This window comes from Bordetella sp. BOR01, assembly GCF_019218885.1.
Classification (GTDB): domain Bacteria; phylum Pseudomonadota; class Gammaproteobacteria; order Burkholderiales; family Burkholderiaceae_B; genus Bordetella_A.
The window spans coordinates 685,755-702,277 of the sequence record NZ_JAHUWT010000004.1 but is presented as its reverse complement, the minus strand read 5'-3'; the positions used below and the strand labels follow the sequence as shown (position 1 = coordinate 702,277).

General features: G+C 65.7%; 15 protein-coding genes. 11 read left to right on the top strand and 4 right to left on the bottom strand.

Annotated features, from left to right (window positions below; genetic code table 11):
- Positions 1 to 121 precede the first annotated feature (121 nt).
- Complete coding sequence (locus KW845_RS24905) at positions 122 to 466, top strand: hypothetical protein (RefSeq protein WP_218372034.1); 345 nt, start codon at positions 122 to 124, stop codon at positions 464 to 466.
- 51 nt (positions 467 to 517) lie between these two features.
- On the opposite strand, the gene KW845_RS24900 is transcribed toward KW845_RS24905, so the two are convergent.
- Positions 518 to 1,456, bottom strand: a complete 939-nt coding sequence (locus KW845_RS24900) for a YicC/YloC family endoribonuclease (protein ID WP_218372033.1) — start codon at positions 1,454 to 1,456, stop codon at positions 518 to 520.
- A gap of 139 nt (positions 1,457 to 1,595) precedes the next feature.
- Between KW845_RS24900 and rph the strand changes: the two genes are divergently transcribed.
- Complete coding sequence (gene rph / locus KW845_RS24895) at positions 1,596 to 2,336, top strand: ribonuclease PH (RefSeq protein WP_218372032.1); 741 nt, start codon at positions 1,596 to 1,598, stop codon at positions 2,334 to 2,336.
- A 40-nt stretch (positions 2,337 to 2,376) separates the two neighbouring features.
- Here rph and KW845_RS24890 read toward each other — a convergent pair whose 3' ends face one another.
- Both KW845_RS24890 and KW845_RS24885 read right to left on the bottom strand, forming a co-directional pair.
- Complete coding sequence (locus KW845_RS24890; RefSeq protein WP_218372031.1) at positions 2,377 to 3,747, bottom strand: MmgE/PrpD family protein; 1,371 nt, start codon at positions 3,745 to 3,747, stop codon at positions 2,377 to 2,379.
- A 10-nt stretch (positions 3,748 to 3,757) separates the two neighbouring features.
- Positions 3,758 to 4,918, bottom strand: coding sequence for an acyl-CoA dehydrogenase family protein (locus KW845_RS24885; protein WP_218372030.1), 1,161 nt, complete (start codon positions 4,916 to 4,918; stop codon positions 3,758 to 3,760).
- Positions 4,919 to 5,037: 119 nt separating this feature from the next.
- Here KW845_RS24885 and KW845_RS24880 point away from each other — a divergent pair, with 119 nt between their 5' ends.
- The 8 genes from KW845_RS24880 (at position 5,038) to KW845_RS24845 (ending at position 14,659) form a co-directional block, all read left to right on the top strand.
- Positions 5,038 to 5,973 (top strand): LysR substrate-binding domain-containing protein, encoded by a 936-nt coding sequence (locus KW845_RS24880; RefSeq protein WP_218372029.1) that lies wholly within the window; start codon positions 5,038 to 5,040, stop codon positions 5,971 to 5,973.
- A 79-nt stretch (positions 5,974 to 6,052) separates the two neighbouring features.
- Positions 6,053 to 7,684: a methyl-accepting chemotaxis protein gene (locus tag KW845_RS24875; RefSeq protein WP_218372028.1), complete on the top strand. Its 1,632-nt coding sequence runs from the start codon at positions 6,053 to 6,055 to the stop codon at positions 7,682 to 7,684.
- A 36-nt stretch (positions 7,685 to 7,720) separates the two neighbouring features.
- Entirely contained in the window at positions 7,721 to 8,350 is a 630-nt protein-coding gene (rdgB, locus tag KW845_RS24870) for an RdgB/HAM1 family non-canonical purine NTP pyrophosphatase (protein ID WP_218372027.1), read from the top strand.
- Positions 8,351 to 8,388: 38 nt separating this feature from the next.
- On the top strand, positions 8,389 to 9,612 hold the full coding sequence (gene hemW / locus KW845_RS24865) for a radical SAM family heme chaperone HemW (protein WP_218372026.1): 1,224 nt from the start codon (positions 8,389 to 8,391) through the stop codon (positions 9,610 to 9,612).
- A 187-nt stretch (positions 9,613 to 9,799) separates the two neighbouring features.
- Entirely contained in the window at positions 9,800 to 11,212 is a 1,413-nt protein-coding gene (glnA, locus tag KW845_RS24860) for a type I glutamate--ammonia ligase (RefSeq protein ID WP_218372025.1), read from the top strand.
- 66 nt (positions 11,213 to 11,278) lie between these two features.
- The gene (gene glnL / locus KW845_RS24855) at positions 11,279 to 12,343 is read left to right on the top strand and encodes a nitrogen regulation protein NR(II) (protein WP_218372176.1); all 1,065 of its coding nucleotides are present in this window, start codon (positions 11,279 to 11,281) and stop codon (positions 12,341 to 12,343) included.
- Entirely contained in the window at positions 12,340 to 13,857 is a 1,518-nt protein-coding gene (gene ntrC / locus KW845_RS24850) for a nitrogen regulation protein NR(I) (RefSeq protein ID WP_218372024.1), read from the top strand. Before glnL ends, ntrC begins: the two co-directional genes overlap by 4 nt.
- Before the next feature lie 73 nt (positions 13,858 to 13,930).
- A complete protein-coding gene (locus tag KW845_RS24845) occupies positions 13,931 to 14,659 on the top strand; it encodes a class I SAM-dependent methyltransferase (RefSeq protein ID WP_218372023.1) in 729 nt (242 codons plus the stop codon).
- An 18-nt stretch (positions 14,660 to 14,677) separates the two neighbouring features.
- On the opposite strand, the gene KW845_RS24840 is transcribed toward KW845_RS24845, so the two are convergent.
- Positions 14,678 to 15,589 (bottom strand): LysR family transcriptional regulator, encoded by a 912-nt coding sequence (locus tag KW845_RS24840; protein WP_218372022.1) that lies wholly within the window; start codon positions 15,587 to 15,589, stop codon positions 14,678 to 14,680.
- A gap of 148 nt (positions 15,590 to 15,737) precedes the next feature.
- Between KW845_RS24840 and KW845_RS24835 the strand changes: the two genes are divergently transcribed.
- Complete coding sequence (locus KW845_RS24835; protein WP_218372021.1) at positions 15,738 to 16,436, top strand: pirin family protein; 699 nt, start codon at positions 15,738 to 15,740, stop codon at positions 16,434 to 16,436.
- Positions 16,437 to 16,523: the final 87 nt, after the last annotated feature.

Sequence of the window (16,523 nt, the reverse complement as noted above, 5' to 3'; positions counted from 1 at the left end):
TTTCCACCGTGCGGGCGAACAACGTGCTAGTGTTTGGTCGCGCCGAAGCCATTCTTTGGCCGTGCAAGTCAGGTTGCGCGCGTTTCAGGCCGCGCCTGGTACCTAAACTCAGTACGAGACAATGATGAAATACATCCGTATTGCCGCCGGGTTCTTGTTGTCGTGCGCGTTGGCAGGGTGCGCTACCACTGCCGACGACATCGCGGACACGAAGCCGGTTTTTACCGCCGTGACCGAGCGTAGCGCCACTGAATACGTGCAGTGTGTTTCGGATGAGTGGGCGGAATATGGTCCGATCGACCAGGCAGACCTCTTTCGCGGCAGGCGGTTGATCGTCCAGTCCGCGGGCCGCCCGACGTACGTCCTGGATGCGGTGAAAGACCGCGGCAATATGAAGGTCCGCGTGTATGGGAACGCCTCGGCCGATCAGCAGCGGCTGATTAACGCGGCGGCTGACTGCCTGTGAATGCCTGGCCGAGACGGCTGGGCGCTTGGGGTTCGATAGCTGCTGCGACGCCTATTCGATGTTCTGCGCCTGCTCGCGCATCTGCTCGATCAGCAGCTTCAGGTCCATGGCGGCGCGGGTGACTTCCATGCTGCTGGCCTTGGAACCCAGGGTGTTGGCTTCTCGGTTCATTTCCTGGAACAGGAAGTCCAGGCGCTTGCCGGCACTCCCGCCGCTGCGCTTGCCATCGGCCTTGGCCTTGGCCTTGGAGCCGCCGCCCAGCAAATGGCGCAGCTCTTCCAGGTGCGATCGCAGCCGTGCAAGTTCTTCGGCCACATCGATGCGCAAGGCAAACAGGTTGGCCTCTTGGGCCAGGCGTTCGGAGAGCTCGGGGCCTGAAATGTGCGCAAAGCCGCCAGGGAAGGCCGCCTCGACCGATTCGCGCAGCTTGGCGGCCAGCTTTTCGCGGTGGTCGGCCAGCAGCTGGGGCAAGTGCTCATCTACCGATTCAAGGATGCGCGCGACGCCATCGGCGCACTCGAGCATCGTGGCGGCCAGGCGCTGTCCTTCGCGTTCACGGCCTTCTTGCAACTGGACCAGGGCCTGCTTGGCCGCTTGCAGGCAGGCGGCGCCCCAGGCTTGCGGATCGAGCGCGTCGTTGCCGCGCTGGCCGGGCCAATTGAAAAGTTCGGCCAGGCGTGGCGGCGTCACCTCGGGTAGCACGCTGCGCGCGGTTTGCAGTTGTTCGGCCAGGTGCCGCAGCCAAGCCGGGTCCAGCGTCGCCAGCTCGGTACCGGCGTTGCGGGTGTACGAGGCCCGGATCTCGACCTTGCCGCGGCCCAGATTGGCCGTCAGCAGCTCGCGCAGCGGCGTCTCGGTATGGCGCAGTTCGTCGGGCAAGCGAAAGTACAGATCCAGGTAGCGGCTGTTGACGCTGCGCAGTTCCAGTGCCAGCGTGCCTTGTTCGAGGTCGGCGCGGGCATTGCCGAAGGCGGTCATGCTGCGGATCATGGGGGGCGTCCTGAAGAAATCCAAAAAATGAATCGGGGCAGCGGGCGCCCCGTTTTTGGCAGGATACCTCAAGCCCCCGGATTGCGTGCTGACGGCACGTACAATGCGGCCCAATATCCCTGTTTTGTGGAGTCCGCCCGTGTCCTCAACTTCCGCCCCCAGCGTGCCGCGCCCGTCCGGCCGCGCCGTCGACCAACTGCGTCCTTTCAGCCTGCAGCGCCATTACACCCGCTATGCCGAAGGTTCGGTGCTGGTGCGTGCCGGCGATACGCACGTGCTGTGCACGGCCAGCGTGCTGGACAAGGTGCCGCCGTTCCTGAAAGGGCGCGGCGAGGGTTGGGTAACGGCCGAATATGGCATGTTGCCGCGCGCCACCCATACGCGCGGCGACCGCGAGGCCGCGCGCGGCAAGCAAAGCGGCCGCACCCAGGAAATCCAGCGCCTGATCGGCCGCAGCCTGCGCGCCGTGTTCGACATGAAAACCCTGGGCGAGCGTACGCTGCACCTGGATTGCGATGTCTTGCAGGCCGATGGCGGCACCCGCTGCGCCAGCATCACCGGCGCCTGGGTGGCGGCAGCCGATGCGGTCGCCTTGTTGATGCAGCGCGGCGACCTGGCGGCCAACCCGATCCGCGATACCGTGGCAGCGGTGTCGGTCGGCCTGGTGGCCGGTCGGCCGGTTCTTGACCTGGACTACCAGGAAGACTCCGCCTGCGATGCGGATGTGAACGTGGTCATGACCGGCGCGGGCGCATTTGTCGAGGTCCAGGGTACGGGCGAAGGCGCCACCTTTGCGCGCGCCGAACTGGACGCCATGCTGGCCTTGGCCGAGCAAGGTATTGCCCAGTTGGCCAAGACCCAGCGCGAGGCGTTGGCGTAAACACGGCCGGCCGCCTGCACAAAGTGTCAGCCGCCGCCGTTTATCTGGCCGGCAAAAGGGCGCCGATGCGCGGCAGGTTTTCCAGGTTCCAGACGGTCTCGATCAGGCCCTGGACTTCGGCTTCGGTGGCGGCCTGGGCATAGACCCCCAGGCGCAGCGCCTTTTCCTCGATTTCGGCGCGGCTGAGCGTGTTGCCCGGGTCGCCCTTGGGCTCGTCCACCCGTGCATGCAGCACGCGGCCATCGGTGGTGTGCACGGTCACTTTGCCGATCCAGCGTTCGGGGTAGGCGGCATCCACTTCGGGGTCGAGTTCCATGCGGACCTTGTCCCGCAGTACAGCCACGTCCTTGTCGCCCAGGGCGGCGTCGAATTCGGCCAGGCCGGCGCGGCCGGTGCGCGCGATGAGCGCCAGCACGGTGCCCATCGAGAATTTCGACTGGTGCACGGTCTTGGGGTCGACCACCGGCCCGAGTACGTCGATGGCCCCCTGGTGCACGTGCGTGATGACTTGCGCCAAGTCGCTTTCGCGCAGCTTGTATTCGCGCATGGCTTGTTGCAGGGCATCGGCGGCCGGGTGGGTATGGCGGCACGAGGCGTGGTACTTGAACGAGGTCTCGGCCAGCGCCCAGCGCTGGCCCAGGCGGTCGAGCAGGCGGGCCGGGTCGGCGTCTTGCGACATGCCGGCGGCCATGCCTTGCGCACCTTCCAGGATGCGGCGCGCGCCGGTGAAGCCTTCCTTGGCCAGGTAGGCCGCGGTCAGGCCATCGGCGGCTGCCTTGGCGGTGTGCAGTTGCTTGGAATCGGCTGCGTCGCGCAGGAATTCCCACAGCCCGGCAGCCTGGGTGCCCGCTGAACCCAGCGCATGCAGCATCTGTTCGGCATTCAGGTCCAGCAGCTTGCCCACCGTGACAGCCGCGGCCACGGTGCCGACGGTGCCGGTGGTATGGAAGATCTTGTAGTGCGAACGGCCCAGGTATTCGCCGACGCGGATGCCGACCTCATACCCGGCCACCGATGCCACCAGCAGGTCTTTGCCGGACCGGCCCAGTGCCTGCGCCACGGCCAGGGCCGGCGGAAACACCACCGCGGCCGGATGGAATACCGACCCGTTGTGCACATCGTCTTGCTCGACCACATGGGCGGCGGCGGCGTTGACCATGGCCGCGAACAGCGGCGTAGTCTGGCTGCGGGTAATCAGCACTTGGGCGGGCCCGTCGGCCGGCCCCATGGCGGCGGCGTAGCGTGCAATGGCCTGTACCGGCGCAGCGCCGGCACCGGCCAGGATCGAAGCCAGGCAATCCAGCAGCAGGTCTTCGGCACGGCGCAGCACGGGCGCGGGGATGTCTTCGAAACGCAGCCCGACGACGAACTCGGCCAGGGCGGCACTGGGGTGGGGATGGATAGCGGTCATGGCAAGGGACTCAGAACGAACGAGGCAGGCCCAGCACGTGCTCGGCCACGTAGGACAGGATCAGGTTGGTGGAAATCGGCGCCACCTGGTACAGGCGCGTTTCGCGGAACTTGCGCTCGACGTCGTATTCCGTGGCAAAGCCGAAGCCGCCATGGAATTGCAGGCAGGCGTTGGCCGCTTCCCAGGACGCATCGGCCGCCAGCAGCTTGGCCATGTTGGCCTGGGCGCCGCAGGGCTGGTGTGCATCGAACAGGCGGCAGGCTTCGTAGCGCATCAGGCTGGCAGCCTCGACGTTGATGTGCGCCCGCGCGATGGGAAACTGCACGCCCTGGTTCTGGCCGATGGGGCGGCCGAACACGACGCGTTCCTTCGCGTAAGCCGCCACCTTGTCCACGAACCAGTAGCCGTCGCCGATACACTCGGCGGCGATCAGGGTGCGTTCGGCGTTCAGGCCGTCCAGGATGTACTTGAAACCCTTGCCTTCCTCGCCGATCAGGTTTTCGGCGGGGATTTCCAGGTTGTCGAAAAACAGCTCGTTGGTCTCGTGGTTGACCATGTTGGGAATGGGGCGTACCTGCATGCCGTGCTTGACCGCATGGTGCAGGTCGACCAGGAAGATCGACATGCCTTCGGATTTGCGGGTGACCTGCTCCAGCGGCGTGGTGCGCGCCAGCAGGATCATCAGGTCGGAATGCTGCACGCGCGAGATCCACACCTTTTGTCCGTTGATGACGTAGCGGTCGCCGCGGCGCATCGCGGTGGTCTTGATCTTGGTGGTGTCGGTGCCGGTGGTGGGTTCCGTGACGCCCATCGACTGCAGGCGCAGTTCGCCGTTGGCGATGCGCGGCAGGTATTCGCGCTTCTGGGCCTCGGAGCCATGGCGCAGCAGGGTGCCCATGTTGTACATCTGGCCGTGGCAGGCGCCCGAGTTGCCGCCGCTGCGGTTGATTTCTTCCATGATGACCGAGGCTTCGGTCAGGCCCAGGCCGGAACCGCCGTATTCCTGGGGAATCAGGGCGGCCAGCCAGCCGGCTTCGGTCAAGGCACGCACGAATTCTTCGGGATATCCGCGTTCTTCGTCGATTTTTCGGAAGTATTCGCCGGGAAACTGGGCGCACAGGTCGCGTACGGCTTCGCGGATGTCCTGGAAAGCGTGATTGGTGTCGGGCATGGCGGGGTTCTATGATGAGGCTTGCAGATAATCCAGGCACTTTGCCGCAACCCGGGCCGGATTGCCAATTTATGATTGCTTAATACCGGGTTAGCAATTGCCGAAGAACAGAGGAATACATGGCGGGGCACTTCGATCTGACCGACTTGCAGCTTATCGTGCATATCGGCGACTGGCACAGCCTGACCCGCGGTGCCGAGAAAACCCATTTGTCGCTTCCGGCGGCCAGTACGCGCATCAAGAACCTGGAAGAGCACTTTGGCACCCAGTTGCTGTACCGCACCAGCCAGGGGGTCACCCTGACCCCGTCTGGCGAAGCCCTGACCCGCCACGCGCGTACTGTCATGCGGCAGGTGGAACAGTTGCGCGGCGACATGCAGGAATTCGCCCGCGGGGTCAAAGGCCATGTGCGCGTGCTGGCCAACACCACCGCCATGACGGAGTTCATGCCGGCGGTGCTGGGCCGCTTCCTGGCCGCGCACCCCGACGTCAACGTCGAACTGCGCGAACGCCTCAGTTACCTGATAGTGCGGGCGGTGGCCGAAGGGTCGGCCGATGTGGGCATTGTCGCCGGCCATACCGCTGACCAGGGATTGCAGTTCATTCCCTATCGCAAAGACCGCCTGGTGATGGTGGCCGCGGCCGGCCATCCGCTGGCCGGCGAGCCCGCGGTGGCGTTTGCCGATACGCTGGGCAACGACTATGTCGGCTTGTCCGAATGGAGCGCCATCCATCCGTTCCTGGTGCAGGCGGCCGCGGCGCTGGGGCGCACGTTCAAGTTCCGTATCGAAGTGGGCAATTTCGAAGCCGTGTGCCGCATGATCGAGACCGGCGTGGGCATCGGCGTCATTCCCGAATCGGTGGCGCTGCGCTACGCGCGCGCACTGAAGGTGGCCATCGTGCCGCTGACCGATGAATGGGCGCTGCGCGAACTGCAGATCTGCGTGCGCGACCGCGACGCGCTGCCGGCCTTCGCGCGCGAACTGGTCGACATGCTGGTGGCCGACGTGCCCGAGCACGAACGCAAGGCTACGCAAGGCGCCCGGCGGGCCTGAGTGTCAAGAATCTGCCAAGTTCGGCCCGCATAATCGTGCCGCCTTCCGCGCATCCGGTGGAAGCTCTGTACGGGAATATATGCGCAAGACTTTTAGCGTGAACTGGGCGCTGTCGGCCATGCTGGCAGTATTCGTGGGGTTGTTCGTGGCCGCCGCCGCGGCCGGGGTCGGGCTGCTGCGCGACAGCCGCGCCGATATCGAAGCGCTGGGGCGCGGCAATGTCGAGCGTGCCAGCGACCTCAGCGACCTGAGCAGCCGGCTGTTCCAGGCGCGCGCCTGGTTGACGGACGCCAAGACCTATATGGAAGGCGGGCTGCAAGAGCAGCGCGATCAGGCGCTGGCGCAGGCGCAGGCCTTGCTGGCCCAGGCGCAGTCCAGCCATCAGCGCCTGCGCGCCAATCCCGATGTGCAGGGGCAGGGCGGCGAGTTGTTCGGCGCGGTGCAGGCGGCCTACACCGCGCTGGCCGGCGATGCGCTGCAGCCGCTGCAAACAGCCATCCAGGGCTGGAATGGCATCGAGGCCAACCGAGTCGTGGACCAGGTGCTGCCCGCGCGCAGCGCCGCCTACCTGGATGCGGTGCAGGCGTTCCAGGCTTATGCGCGGGCGCAGGGCCAGGCGGCGGTAATGCGCGCCGGCCGGGTGCTGGATCGGGCCGGCGTGGCGGCCGCCATGCTGTCGGCCCTGGTGGCGGCGCTGGGCCTGGGTTTCGGGCTGGCGTTTCGCCGCATGGTGCTGCGTCCGCTCAGGCAGGCGGGCATGCATTTCGACCGCATTGCCGATGGCGATCTCAGCTGCGCCATCGCCACACGGGGCGATAACGAGATCGGGGTGCTGTATTCGGCCATGCACCGCATGCAGTCCGGCCTGACGGGTGCGGTGGCGGCTGTCCGGCATGGCGTGGAAGAAATTCACGGCGGCGCGCGCGAGATTGCAGCCGGCAACGGCGCGATGTCGGACCGCATCGCGCGGCAGGCTGACGCGCTGCAAGAGGCGGCTGCCAATATGGCCGCGCTGGCCGGCACGGTGCGAATGACGGCGGAACATGCCGATCAGGCCCAGCTGCGGGCGCTCGAGTCGGCACGCCGGGCCGAACGCGGCGGGCAGGCCATGGACTTGGTCGCTACGGCCATGCAGAACATCGCCGACGACACCCGGCGCATCCAGGACATCGTCGAGGTGGTCGACAGCATCGCTTTTCGTACCAATATCCTGGCGCTGAACGCGGCGGTCGAGGCCGCGCATGCCGGCGAACAGGGCAAGGGCTTTGCCGTGGTGGCCGGCGAAGTCCGGCTGCTGGCGCAGCGCAGCGCCGCGGCGGCCGACGAAATCCGCGTGCTGATCCAGGCGGCGTCGCAGCGCGTGCAGCACGGCGTAAGCCAGGCTGGCGCGGCGGGCCAGGCAGTGCGCGAGGCCGTGGCCTCGGCCGGGCAGGTGACGCGCCTGATGTCCAGCATTACCGAAGCCGCTACCGAGCAGGCCGCCGGTATCGTGTCGGTCAACGATGCAGTGGCCAGGCTGGATCGCGCCACCCAAGAGAATGCTGCCATGGTCGAGCAAACTGCCGCGGCCGCCGCGTCGCTGGAGGCCCAGGCGGCGGCGCTGCAACGTGCCGTGGCCGTATTCCGGCTGGCAGGCGGCCAGCGGGCCGGCCTGGCGCCTGCGCCGGACCCGGCAGCGGTATCGCTGCGCCTGGCGGGCGCAACAGGCTAACCGGGGCACCCGCCCGCGCCCGACTACAATGGCGGCATGACGTCGACGAATACCGAAACTTCCCTGGCCCGCGTGGTGCTGGCCTCGAACAACCCGGGCAAACTGCGCGAATTCTCAGCCTTGTTCGCGCCGCTGGGTATCGAACTGATCCCCCAGGGCGAGTTGGGCGTGCCCGAGGCCGAAGAACCGCATGTTACGTTCGTCGAGAATGCGCTGGCCAAGGCGCGCCATGCCAGCCGCCTGACAGGATTGCCGGCGTTGGCCGACGATTCCGGCCTCTGCGTGGCGGCGCTGGACGGGGCGCCCGGCGTGTATTCGGCACGCTATGCACAACTGGCCAACGCGGCGGCCGAACGCAGCGATGCCGCCAATAATGCCTTGCTGGTCGACAAACTGGCCGGCGTGGACGACCGGCGCGCGTGGTACGTGGCGCTGCTGGTACTGGTGCGTAGCCACGACGACCCACAGCCTCTGATCGGCGAAGGGGTGTTGCATGGCCAGATCGTCGATGCGCCGCGCGGCGATCATGGTTTTGGCTACGATCCGTATTTCCTGCTGCCCGACCTGGGGCGCACCGCCGCCGAGCTGGACCCGGCCGAGAAAAACCGCATCAGCCATCGTGCCCGCGCCTTGGCGCAATTGCTCGACAAGTTGGCGCCGCGCTGATCGGCGGCAACCGGCAAGTAACCGCGCTTTTCCATATTGTGGCTATCACGATTCCCATCCACCAGGCCGGCTCCGGCTCCGGCACCCGCGCGCGGGTGGTAATACCGGCAGGCGCCACCCTGACCAGCCTGCCGCCGTTGTCGGTCTATGTACACGTACCCTGGTGCGTGCGCAAATGCCCATATTGCGACTTCAATTCGCATGCGATGCCGGCCGAGCTGCCCGAGCGGGCCTACCTGGACGCGCTGCGCGCCGACCTGGAGCAAGCATTGCCTTCGGTGTGGGGCCGGCAGGTGGTCTCGGTCTTCCTGGGAGGCGGCACGCCCAGCCTGCTGTCGGCCGCGGCGCTGGACGAGGTGCTGGCCATGCTGCGCGCCTGTCTGAACTTGCTGCCCGATGCCGAGATCACCATGGAGGCGAACCCGGGTACGGCCGAGGCCGGGCGTTTTCGCGATTACGCGGCCAGCGGCGTGAACCGGCTGTCGCTGGGCATCCAGAGTTTCGACGATGCCCAATTGAAGAAACTGGGACGTATCCACGACGCCGCCCAGGCACGCGCCGCCATCCAGATGGCACAGCGCGCCGTAGGGCGCGTCAACCTGGACCTGATGTTCGCCTTGCCCGGGCAAGACTTGGCGGCCTGCCTGGCCGACGTGCAACAGGCCCTGTCGTTCGGCACCGAGCATCTGTCGCTGTACCACCTGACCCTGGAACCGAATACGGTCTTTGCCAAGTATCCGCCCGAACTGCCCGACGACGATGCCAGCGCCGCCATGCAGGACGCCGTCGAGGCCGCGCTCGAGGCGGCCGGATTGCAGCGCTACGAGGTATCGGCCTATGCGCGGCCGGGCGCCCGTTGCCGCCACAACGTGAATTACTGGGAATTCGGCGATTACCTGGGCCTGGGGCCAGGCGCGCATGGCAAGCTATCCTTCCACGACCGGATCGTGCGCGAGGCCCGCCTGCGCAGCCCCGATACCTGGATGGCCGCCGCCATGGCCCGCGACGGCAGCCATATCGCCGAGACCCGCGTGGTAGGGCCCGACGAACTGCCGTTCGAGTTCATGCTGAACGCCCTGCGCCTGAAGGACGGCGTGGCGGCCTCGTCTTTCTTCGAGCGTACCGGGGTGTCCCTGGCCGCCGTCGCCCAAGCCCTGGAAATCGCCAGCGCCCGGGGTTTGCTCGACCCAGATCCTACCCGCCTGCGTGCCACTGCCTTGGGGTGGCGCTTCCTGAACGACCTGCAGGAAATGTTCCTGTAGCCAGTTTGCACCATACTGGTGCTTTCATGCCCCGTGTTTTGCACTATTATGGTGCTTTCATGCCCCTCCTTGGATTGCATGGCCCGGGGATGCCCCGTGATGGGTCTTGGCACGCATATTGCTTTCTTCTGTTCATGCCAGCCGGATCAAGGCTCAGCCCCCGGCGCTTTTATCACATGGAGATGACATGGCAAGCCCGAAAGACATCCTGAAACTGATCGCCGATAACGAAGTCAAGTTCCTGGACTTCCGCTTCACCGACACGGTGGGCCGCGAACATCACGTATCCGTTCCCACCACGGTTGTCGACGAAGACAAGCTGGAAAGCGGCCAGGCGTTCGACGGCTCGTCCATTCCGGGCTGGAAGGGTATCGAAGCTTCCGACATGTTGCTCATCCCCGACCTGGATACCGCCAACCTGGATCCGTTCCGCGAAGAGCCCACCCTGGTCCTGAGCTGCGACGTGGTCGAACCGTCCGACCTGAAGGGTTACGACCGCGACCCGCGCTCGCTGGCCAAGCGCGCCGAAGCCTACCTGAAGTCCTCGGGCCTGGGCGATACCGCCTACTTCGGTCCGGAACCCGAATTCTTCGTGTTCGATGGCGTGACCTGGAACACCGACATGTCGGGCACCTTCGTGAAGATCAAGTCCGAAGAAGCCCCGTGGTCGTCGGCCCTGGAATTCGAAGGCGGCAACATGGGCCATCGTCCGGCGGTCAAGGGTGGTTATTTCCCCGTGCCGCCCGTCGACTCGTTCCAGGACATGCGCTCGGAAATGTGCTTGCTGCTGGAACAAATGGGCGTGCCCGTCGAAGTGCACCACCACGAAGTCGCCGGCCCCGGCCAACTTGAGATCGGCACCAAGTTCAGCACGCTGGTCAAGCGCGCCGACTGGACCCAGATCCTGAAGTACGTCGTGCACAACGTGGCGCACGCCTACGGCAAGACCGCCACCTTCATGCCCAAGCCCATCGTCGGCGACAACGGTTCCGGCATGCACGTGCACCAGTCCATCTGGAAAGACGGCCAGAACCTGTTCGCCGGCAACGGTTACGCCGGCCTGTCCGAATTCGCCATGTTTTATATCGGCGGCATCATCAAGCACGCCCGTGCGCTGAACGCCATCACCAACCCCGGCACCAACTCGTACAAGCGCCTGGTGCCGCACTACGAAGCCCCGGTCAAGCTGGCTTACTCGGCCCGCAACCGGTCGGCCTCGATCCGCATCCCGTACGTGGGCAACCCCAAGGCCCGCCGCGTCGAGACGCGCTTCCCGGATCCCCTTGCCAACCCGTACCTGGCGTTCTCGGCCCTGATGATGGCCGGCCTGGACGGCGTGCAGAACAAGATCCATCCGGGCGATCCGGCCGACAAGAACCTGTACGACCTGCCGCCGGAAGAAGACGCGAAGATCCCGACGGTGTGCGCGTCGCTGGACCAGGCGCTCGAAGCGCTCGACCAGGACCGCGAGTTCCTGACGCGCGGCGGCGTGTTCAGCAACGACATGATCGACGCCTACCTGGCCCTGAAGGAAGGCGAAGTCCAGCGTCTGCGCATGACCACGCACCCCGTCGAATTCGACATGTACTACAGCCTGTGATGTTTCTGGCTTAGTCGGGGCGGGCGGGGCGGCTCGCCGGCCCGTCCTGCCCCGGTGCTGCAAATGATGAATGTCGATGCGTTTGACCTACTGGCCACGGCCGTCGTCCTGCTCAATGAGCGTGGGCATATCGAACATGCCAATGCTGCGGCCGAAGACCTGTTTGGGCGGTCCCGCAAGCAGTTGCGCGGGCTGTCGGCCGCAACGTTGTTCGGCCACCCCGAGGCTCTGCAGTCGTCCATCGACCGCGCCGTAGCCGGCCAGTTTGCCGATGTGCGGCAGTTGTCTTCGGTGCGCCGTGCCGGCGAGTCGGTCGAGGTTACCGCCACCACGGTGTCGCTGGCCGGCCAACCCTGGCCGGTACTGATCGAGGCGCGCGAGATCGAACAGCGCGTGCTGGCCGATCGCAACCACCGGCTGGTGGAAGAGATCGAGGCGCATCGCGAATTGCTGCGCAACCTGGCGCATGAAGTCAAGAATCCCCTGGGCGGCCTGCGCGGCGCCGCGCAGTTGCTCGAGGCCGAACTGCCCAATGCAATGCTGGCCGAATACACCCAGGTAATCATTTCCGAGGCCGATCGCCTGCAGGTGCTGGTCGATCGCCTCAGCGGCCCGCAACGTGTGCCGTTGGCCACGCGGCCGGTCAATATCCACGAGGTCTGCGAACGTGTCTGCGCGCTGATCCAGGCCGAATTCCGCGACAAGGTCATGCTGGTGCGCGACTACGATGCCTCGGTGCCCGACCTGCAGGGCGATGCCGCAAGGCTGATGCAGGCCGTGCTGAACGTGGCGCGCAATGCCGCGCAAGAATTGTCGCTGCAACAGCCGGGGGCCGATGTGCCGGCGGCGCAGATCATGCTGCGCACCCGTGTCGCCCGCCAGGTCATGCTGGCGCACCGCCAGCACCGGCTGGCCCTGGTGCTGTCCATCATCGACAACGGACCTGGCGTGCCGGATTCCATCCGCGACCGCATTTTCCACCCCCTGGTCACCGCCCGGCCCGGTGGCACCGGACTGGGCCTGAGCCTGGCCCAGGATTTCGTGCAGCAGCACGGAGGCATTATCGAATTCGAATCCCGACCCAGGCACACTGAATTCCGTCTGGTCTTACCGATGGAGCAGCCGCTGTGACCAAACTCGTTTGGATCGTCGATGATGACCAGGCCATACGCTGGGTGCTGGAAAAAGCCCTGGCGCGTGCCGGCATACCTACCCGCAGCTTTTCGCAGGCCGCCGACGTGCTGGCCGCACTGGACACCGCCACGCCGGCCGCGCTGGTGTCCGATATCCGCATGCCCGGCGGCAGCGGCCTGGACCTGCTGCGCCAGATCAAGGAACGCCATCCGCGCCTGCCGGTGATCGTCATGACTGCTTTTGCCGATCTGGACAGCACGGTATCGGCCTTCCAGGGTGGGGCCTTCGATTACCTGGCCAAGCCTTTCGATGTGAACGAGGCCGTCGCGCTGATCGAGCGCGCCGTGCACGAATCGGCGCCGCAAGACGAGCGGGCCGGCGAAGGCGAGGGCGGCGAGGCGGGCCAGAACAACGAGCGCTGGATGATGACGCAGTCGTCTTCCACTGCCATGCAGGAAGTCTTCCGCGCCATTGGCCGCCTGGCTCAGTCCAAGGTTACCGTGCTGATCACGGGCGAATCGGGCACCGGCAAAGAACTGGTGGCGCGGGCCTTGCATGGCCATGGCGCGCGTGCGGGTGGCCCGTTCGTGGCGCTGAACGCTGCCGCCATCCCGCGCGATCTGCTGGAAGCGGAGCTCTTCGGCCACGAGCGCGGCGCGTTCACCGGCGCCAATACCCTGCGCCGCGGCCGCTTCGAAGAAGCTCACGACGGTACGCTGTTCCTGGACGAAATCGGCGACATGCCGATCGAACTGCAGACCCGTTTGCTGCGGGTGCTGGCCGAAGGCAGTTTCTATCGGGTCGGCGGCGCCCAGCCTGTGCGCGTGGATGTGCGCATCGTGGCGGCGACCCACCAGCCGCTGGAGCAGCGCGTCGAACAAGGCCTGTTCCGCGAAGATCTGTTCCATCGCCTGAATGTGATACGCCTGCGCTTGCCGCCGTTGCGCGAACGGGTTGAAGATATCCCGGGCCTGGCAAACCATTTTCTGGCTGGCAGCGCTCGATCACTGGGAGTACCGGTCAAGCGTCTGACGCCCGACGCGGTGGCGGTGCTGACGCGCTTCGATTTTCCGGGCAACGTACGGCAGCTGGAAAACTTCTGTCATTGGCTGACGGTCATGGCGCCGGGCCAGACGATCGAGCGCGCCGATTTGCCGCCCGAGATCCGGGCCATGGATCTTCAGCCGCAAGCCGCCGCAAATGGTGTCATGGCCGTGCATGGCGGTTTCCCCTCGGCTGGCGGGGCAGCCGCGACAACGGCGCCGGCATTGCCTGGGCGCACCGACGGCGCCGTAGCGGATTGGCAGGCGGCATTGCTGCGTGAGGCCAAGCAGCGTCTCGAGCGCGGCGAACCCGCTGTCATGGCGACGCTGACGCGCCAGTTCGAGCGCATATTGCTGCAAAGCGCGCTGGACGCCAGCCGCGGCCGTCGCGTCGAAGCCGCATCGCGCCTGGGTATCGGGCGCAACACCATCACGCGCAAGTTGCGCGAGCTGGGTATCGAAGAATAGGGTGACATCCTGCAATAGCGGGCGTTACGCTGGTATGGTGCAATGATCTCTCGTTCAATTGCAGGACAGCGCCGTGCCCGACCGCCAGGCAGTGCCCCAGGCCAAGCCCAAGCCCAAGGCTAAACCCGAGCCCAAGCCCAAGCCCAAGCCCAAACCGAAATCCAGGCCCGAAGCCAGCCCCGTCCCCACCCCAAAGGGGTGGTCCGCCGATGCCATCCCAGACGCGCCTTACATGGAAGAGGCGGGCATCGCGTTGCTGCGCGAGCGCCTGTCGGGTGTTCGCACCTATCTGGAATATGGCTCGGGCGGCAGTTCGCTGATGGCGGCCAAGGCCAATGTCAGGCGGATTTACTCTGTCGATACCGACAAGCAATTTTTGCAGGCTGTGCGGCAGCGCCTGGAAAACGAAAACGTGCCGCGCAGGCGCTATGTGCCGGTGTACGTCGATATCGGGCCCACCGGCGCCTGGGGCCGCCCCAAAGACGATTCGCACGCTGCTCTGTGGCCTCGCTATTGCGGCGAGCCCTGGCGCAAGCTGCGCCGGGCTGGCGAAGAGCCCGAACTGATCCTGATCGATGGGCGTTTCCGGGTCGCGGCGTTCCTGATGTCGATCTTGATGGCCAAGCCGGGCTGCATCATCTTGTTCGATGACTACTTCATCCGCCCGTACTATCACATCATCGAACATTACTTGAAGCCCACCTGGCAGGCTGGGCGCATGGCCGAGTTCATTGTCCAGCCCCTGGCCGAGCGCGACCAGGCGCTGATCGACATGATGGCGTACTCGACCGACTCGCGCTGATCGATTCCGCCGCGCCGGCTACAGGCCCAGCAGGCTTGCGCACAGGCGCGGCGAGCGCATCTTCTGCAGCCACCACTTCAATGCCTCGCCCGCTGTCTCGGCGCGCCATGCGTAGACCAGTTGCTCGGTCATGGGTACGCCGTTGTCAGTGGCGCATTGCACCAACTCGCCCCGTGTGATGTACGGTGCGGCCAGGGTCAGCGGCAAATAGCCGCAGCCCAGGCCGCGGATCTGCGCGTCGATCTTGGCTTGCATGGTGGGCATCACGATCAGGGGTTGCTTGTTCAGCAGGCCGCGTGTCAGCGGCGGCAAGTGGCGCGAGGTATCGGCCACCGCAATCGCGCAGTAGGCCGCGATATCGTTCGCCCCCAAGGGCCGGTCCAGCATCGCCAAGGGGTGGTGCGGGGCGACGCAGAAAGCAAACTGCACTTCGCCCATGGGCTGCGACCGATAGGCGCCCGGCGGAGCGCCAGACGCGTCGGCCCCGATCAGCAGGTCGGCGCGCCCGGCCGTCAGCGCATCCCAGTTGCCACTGAGTACTTCGGTGGAAAACCGCAGCGTCGTCACCGAGGCCAGCTCGCGAAATTCCTCTATCAAGTCGTACAAGGGCGGCCAGGGCAGTATGGCATTGACCGCCACGCGCAACTCCAATTCCCAGCCCGTGGCCACGCGCTTGACCCGCCCGGCCAGGGCGTCCAGCGACTGCAACACCTGGCGACCGTCCTGCAAGAGCGTTTCACCCGCCGGGGTCAGGCGGGCCCGATGCCCGCTGCGGTCGAACAACAGGACGTCCAGCGCATCTTCCAGCTTGCGCACGGCATAGGTCACGGCCGAGGGCACCTTGCCCAGTTCGCGCGCGGCCTTGGCGAAGCTGCCATGGCGGGCAATGGCATCGACCATGTACAGTAGTTCCGGCGTAATGGCTTGCATGATGCATAATCATTCAAATAATTTGAATGATCTCATCAAACCGATTCAGTCTCAAGCCCCAGGCCCAGGCGCACAATGCCTTTCATCAGCGGTAAACAACGCCCCATGCGCTGTCACTGCTAGTTCATTAAATTGAAAGGAGTTCACCATGCTGACCCTGCGCCGTAGCAACGAACGTGGCCATGCCAACCACGGCTGGCTCGATAGCTATCACACCTTCTCTTTTGCCAACTACTACGACCCGGCGCATATGGGTTTCGGCCCGCTGCGCGTGATCAACGACGACCGCATCGCGCCCAGCCGCGGCTTCGGCACGCACGGCCATCGCGACATGGAGATCATCACCTACGTACTCGACGGCGCCGTGGCCCACAAGGACAACATGGGCAGCGGCTCGACCATCCGCCCGGGCGATGTGCAGCGCATGAGCGCGGGACGTGGCGTCATGCACTCGGAATTCAACCCGCTGGACGATCAGCCAACGCACTTGCTGCAGATCTGGATCGAACCCGACGTGACGGGCATCGTGCCCGAGTACGAAGAGCAGCGTGTGCCCGAAGCGGAAAAGCGCGGGCGCCTGCGCCAGGTCGTGTCGCCTGACGGCGCCGACGGGTCGATGCGCATTCACCAGGACGCGCGGCTGTACGTGGGCTTGTTTGACGGTGCCGAGCATGCCGAGCTGCCGTTGGCGGCGGGGCGCCGCGCCTGGGTGCATGTGGCGCGTGGCCGGGTCAGCGTCAATGGCCAGGCCTTGTCGGCCGGCGATGCGGTGGCCCTGACCGATGAGAACGCCATCCGTATCAGCGGCGGCGAACAGGCCGACGTGCTGGTTTTCGATCTGCCGTAACGGTGTCGGGCACCTTGTGTGCCTGGCACCATCCAACTCACCACTACCCCATATCGAACCGGGTCCATGTGCCCCAGAAAGGAGAAC

Coding starts and splice junctions, on each gene's coding strand:
- KW845_RS24905 (WP_218372034.1), top strand. CDS start 122: ATGATGAAATACATCCGTATTGCCGCCGGGTTCTTGTTGTCGTGCGCG.
- KW845_RS24900 (WP_218372033.1), bottom strand. CDS start 1,456: ATGATCCGCAGCATGACCGCCTTCGGCAATGCCCGCGCCGACCTCGAA.
- KW845_RS24890 (WP_218372031.1), bottom strand. CDS start 3,747: ATGACCGCTATCCATCCCCACCCCAGTGCCGCCCTGGCCGAGTTCGTC.
- KW845_RS24885 (WP_218372030.1), bottom strand. CDS start 4,918: ATGCCCGACACCAATCACGCTTTCCAGGACATCCGCGAAGCCGTACGC.
- KW845_RS24880 (WP_218372029.1), top strand. CDS start 5,038: ATGGCGGGGCACTTCGATCTGACCGACTTGCAGCTTATCGTGCATATC.
- KW845_RS24875 (WP_218372028.1), top strand. CDS start 6,053: ATGCGCAAGACTTTTAGCGTGAACTGGGCGCTGTCGGCCATGCTGGCA.
- rdgB (WP_218372027.1), top strand. CDS start 7,721: ATGACGTCGACGAATACCGAAACTTCCCTGGCCCGCGTGGTGCTGGCC.
- glnA (WP_218372025.1), top strand. CDS start 9,800: ATGGCAAGCCCGAAAGACATCCTGAAACTGATCGCCGATAACGAAGTC.
- glnL (WP_218372176.1), top strand. CDS start 11,279: ATGAATGTCGATGCGTTTGACCTACTGGCCACGGCCGTCGTCCTGCTC.
- KW845_RS24840 (WP_218372022.1), bottom strand. CDS start 15,589: ATGCAAGCCATTACGCCGGAACTACTGTACATGGTCGATGCCATTGCC.
- KW845_RS24835 (WP_218372021.1), top strand. CDS start 15,738: ATGCTGACCCTGCGCCGTAGCAACGAACGTGGCCATGCCAACCACGGC.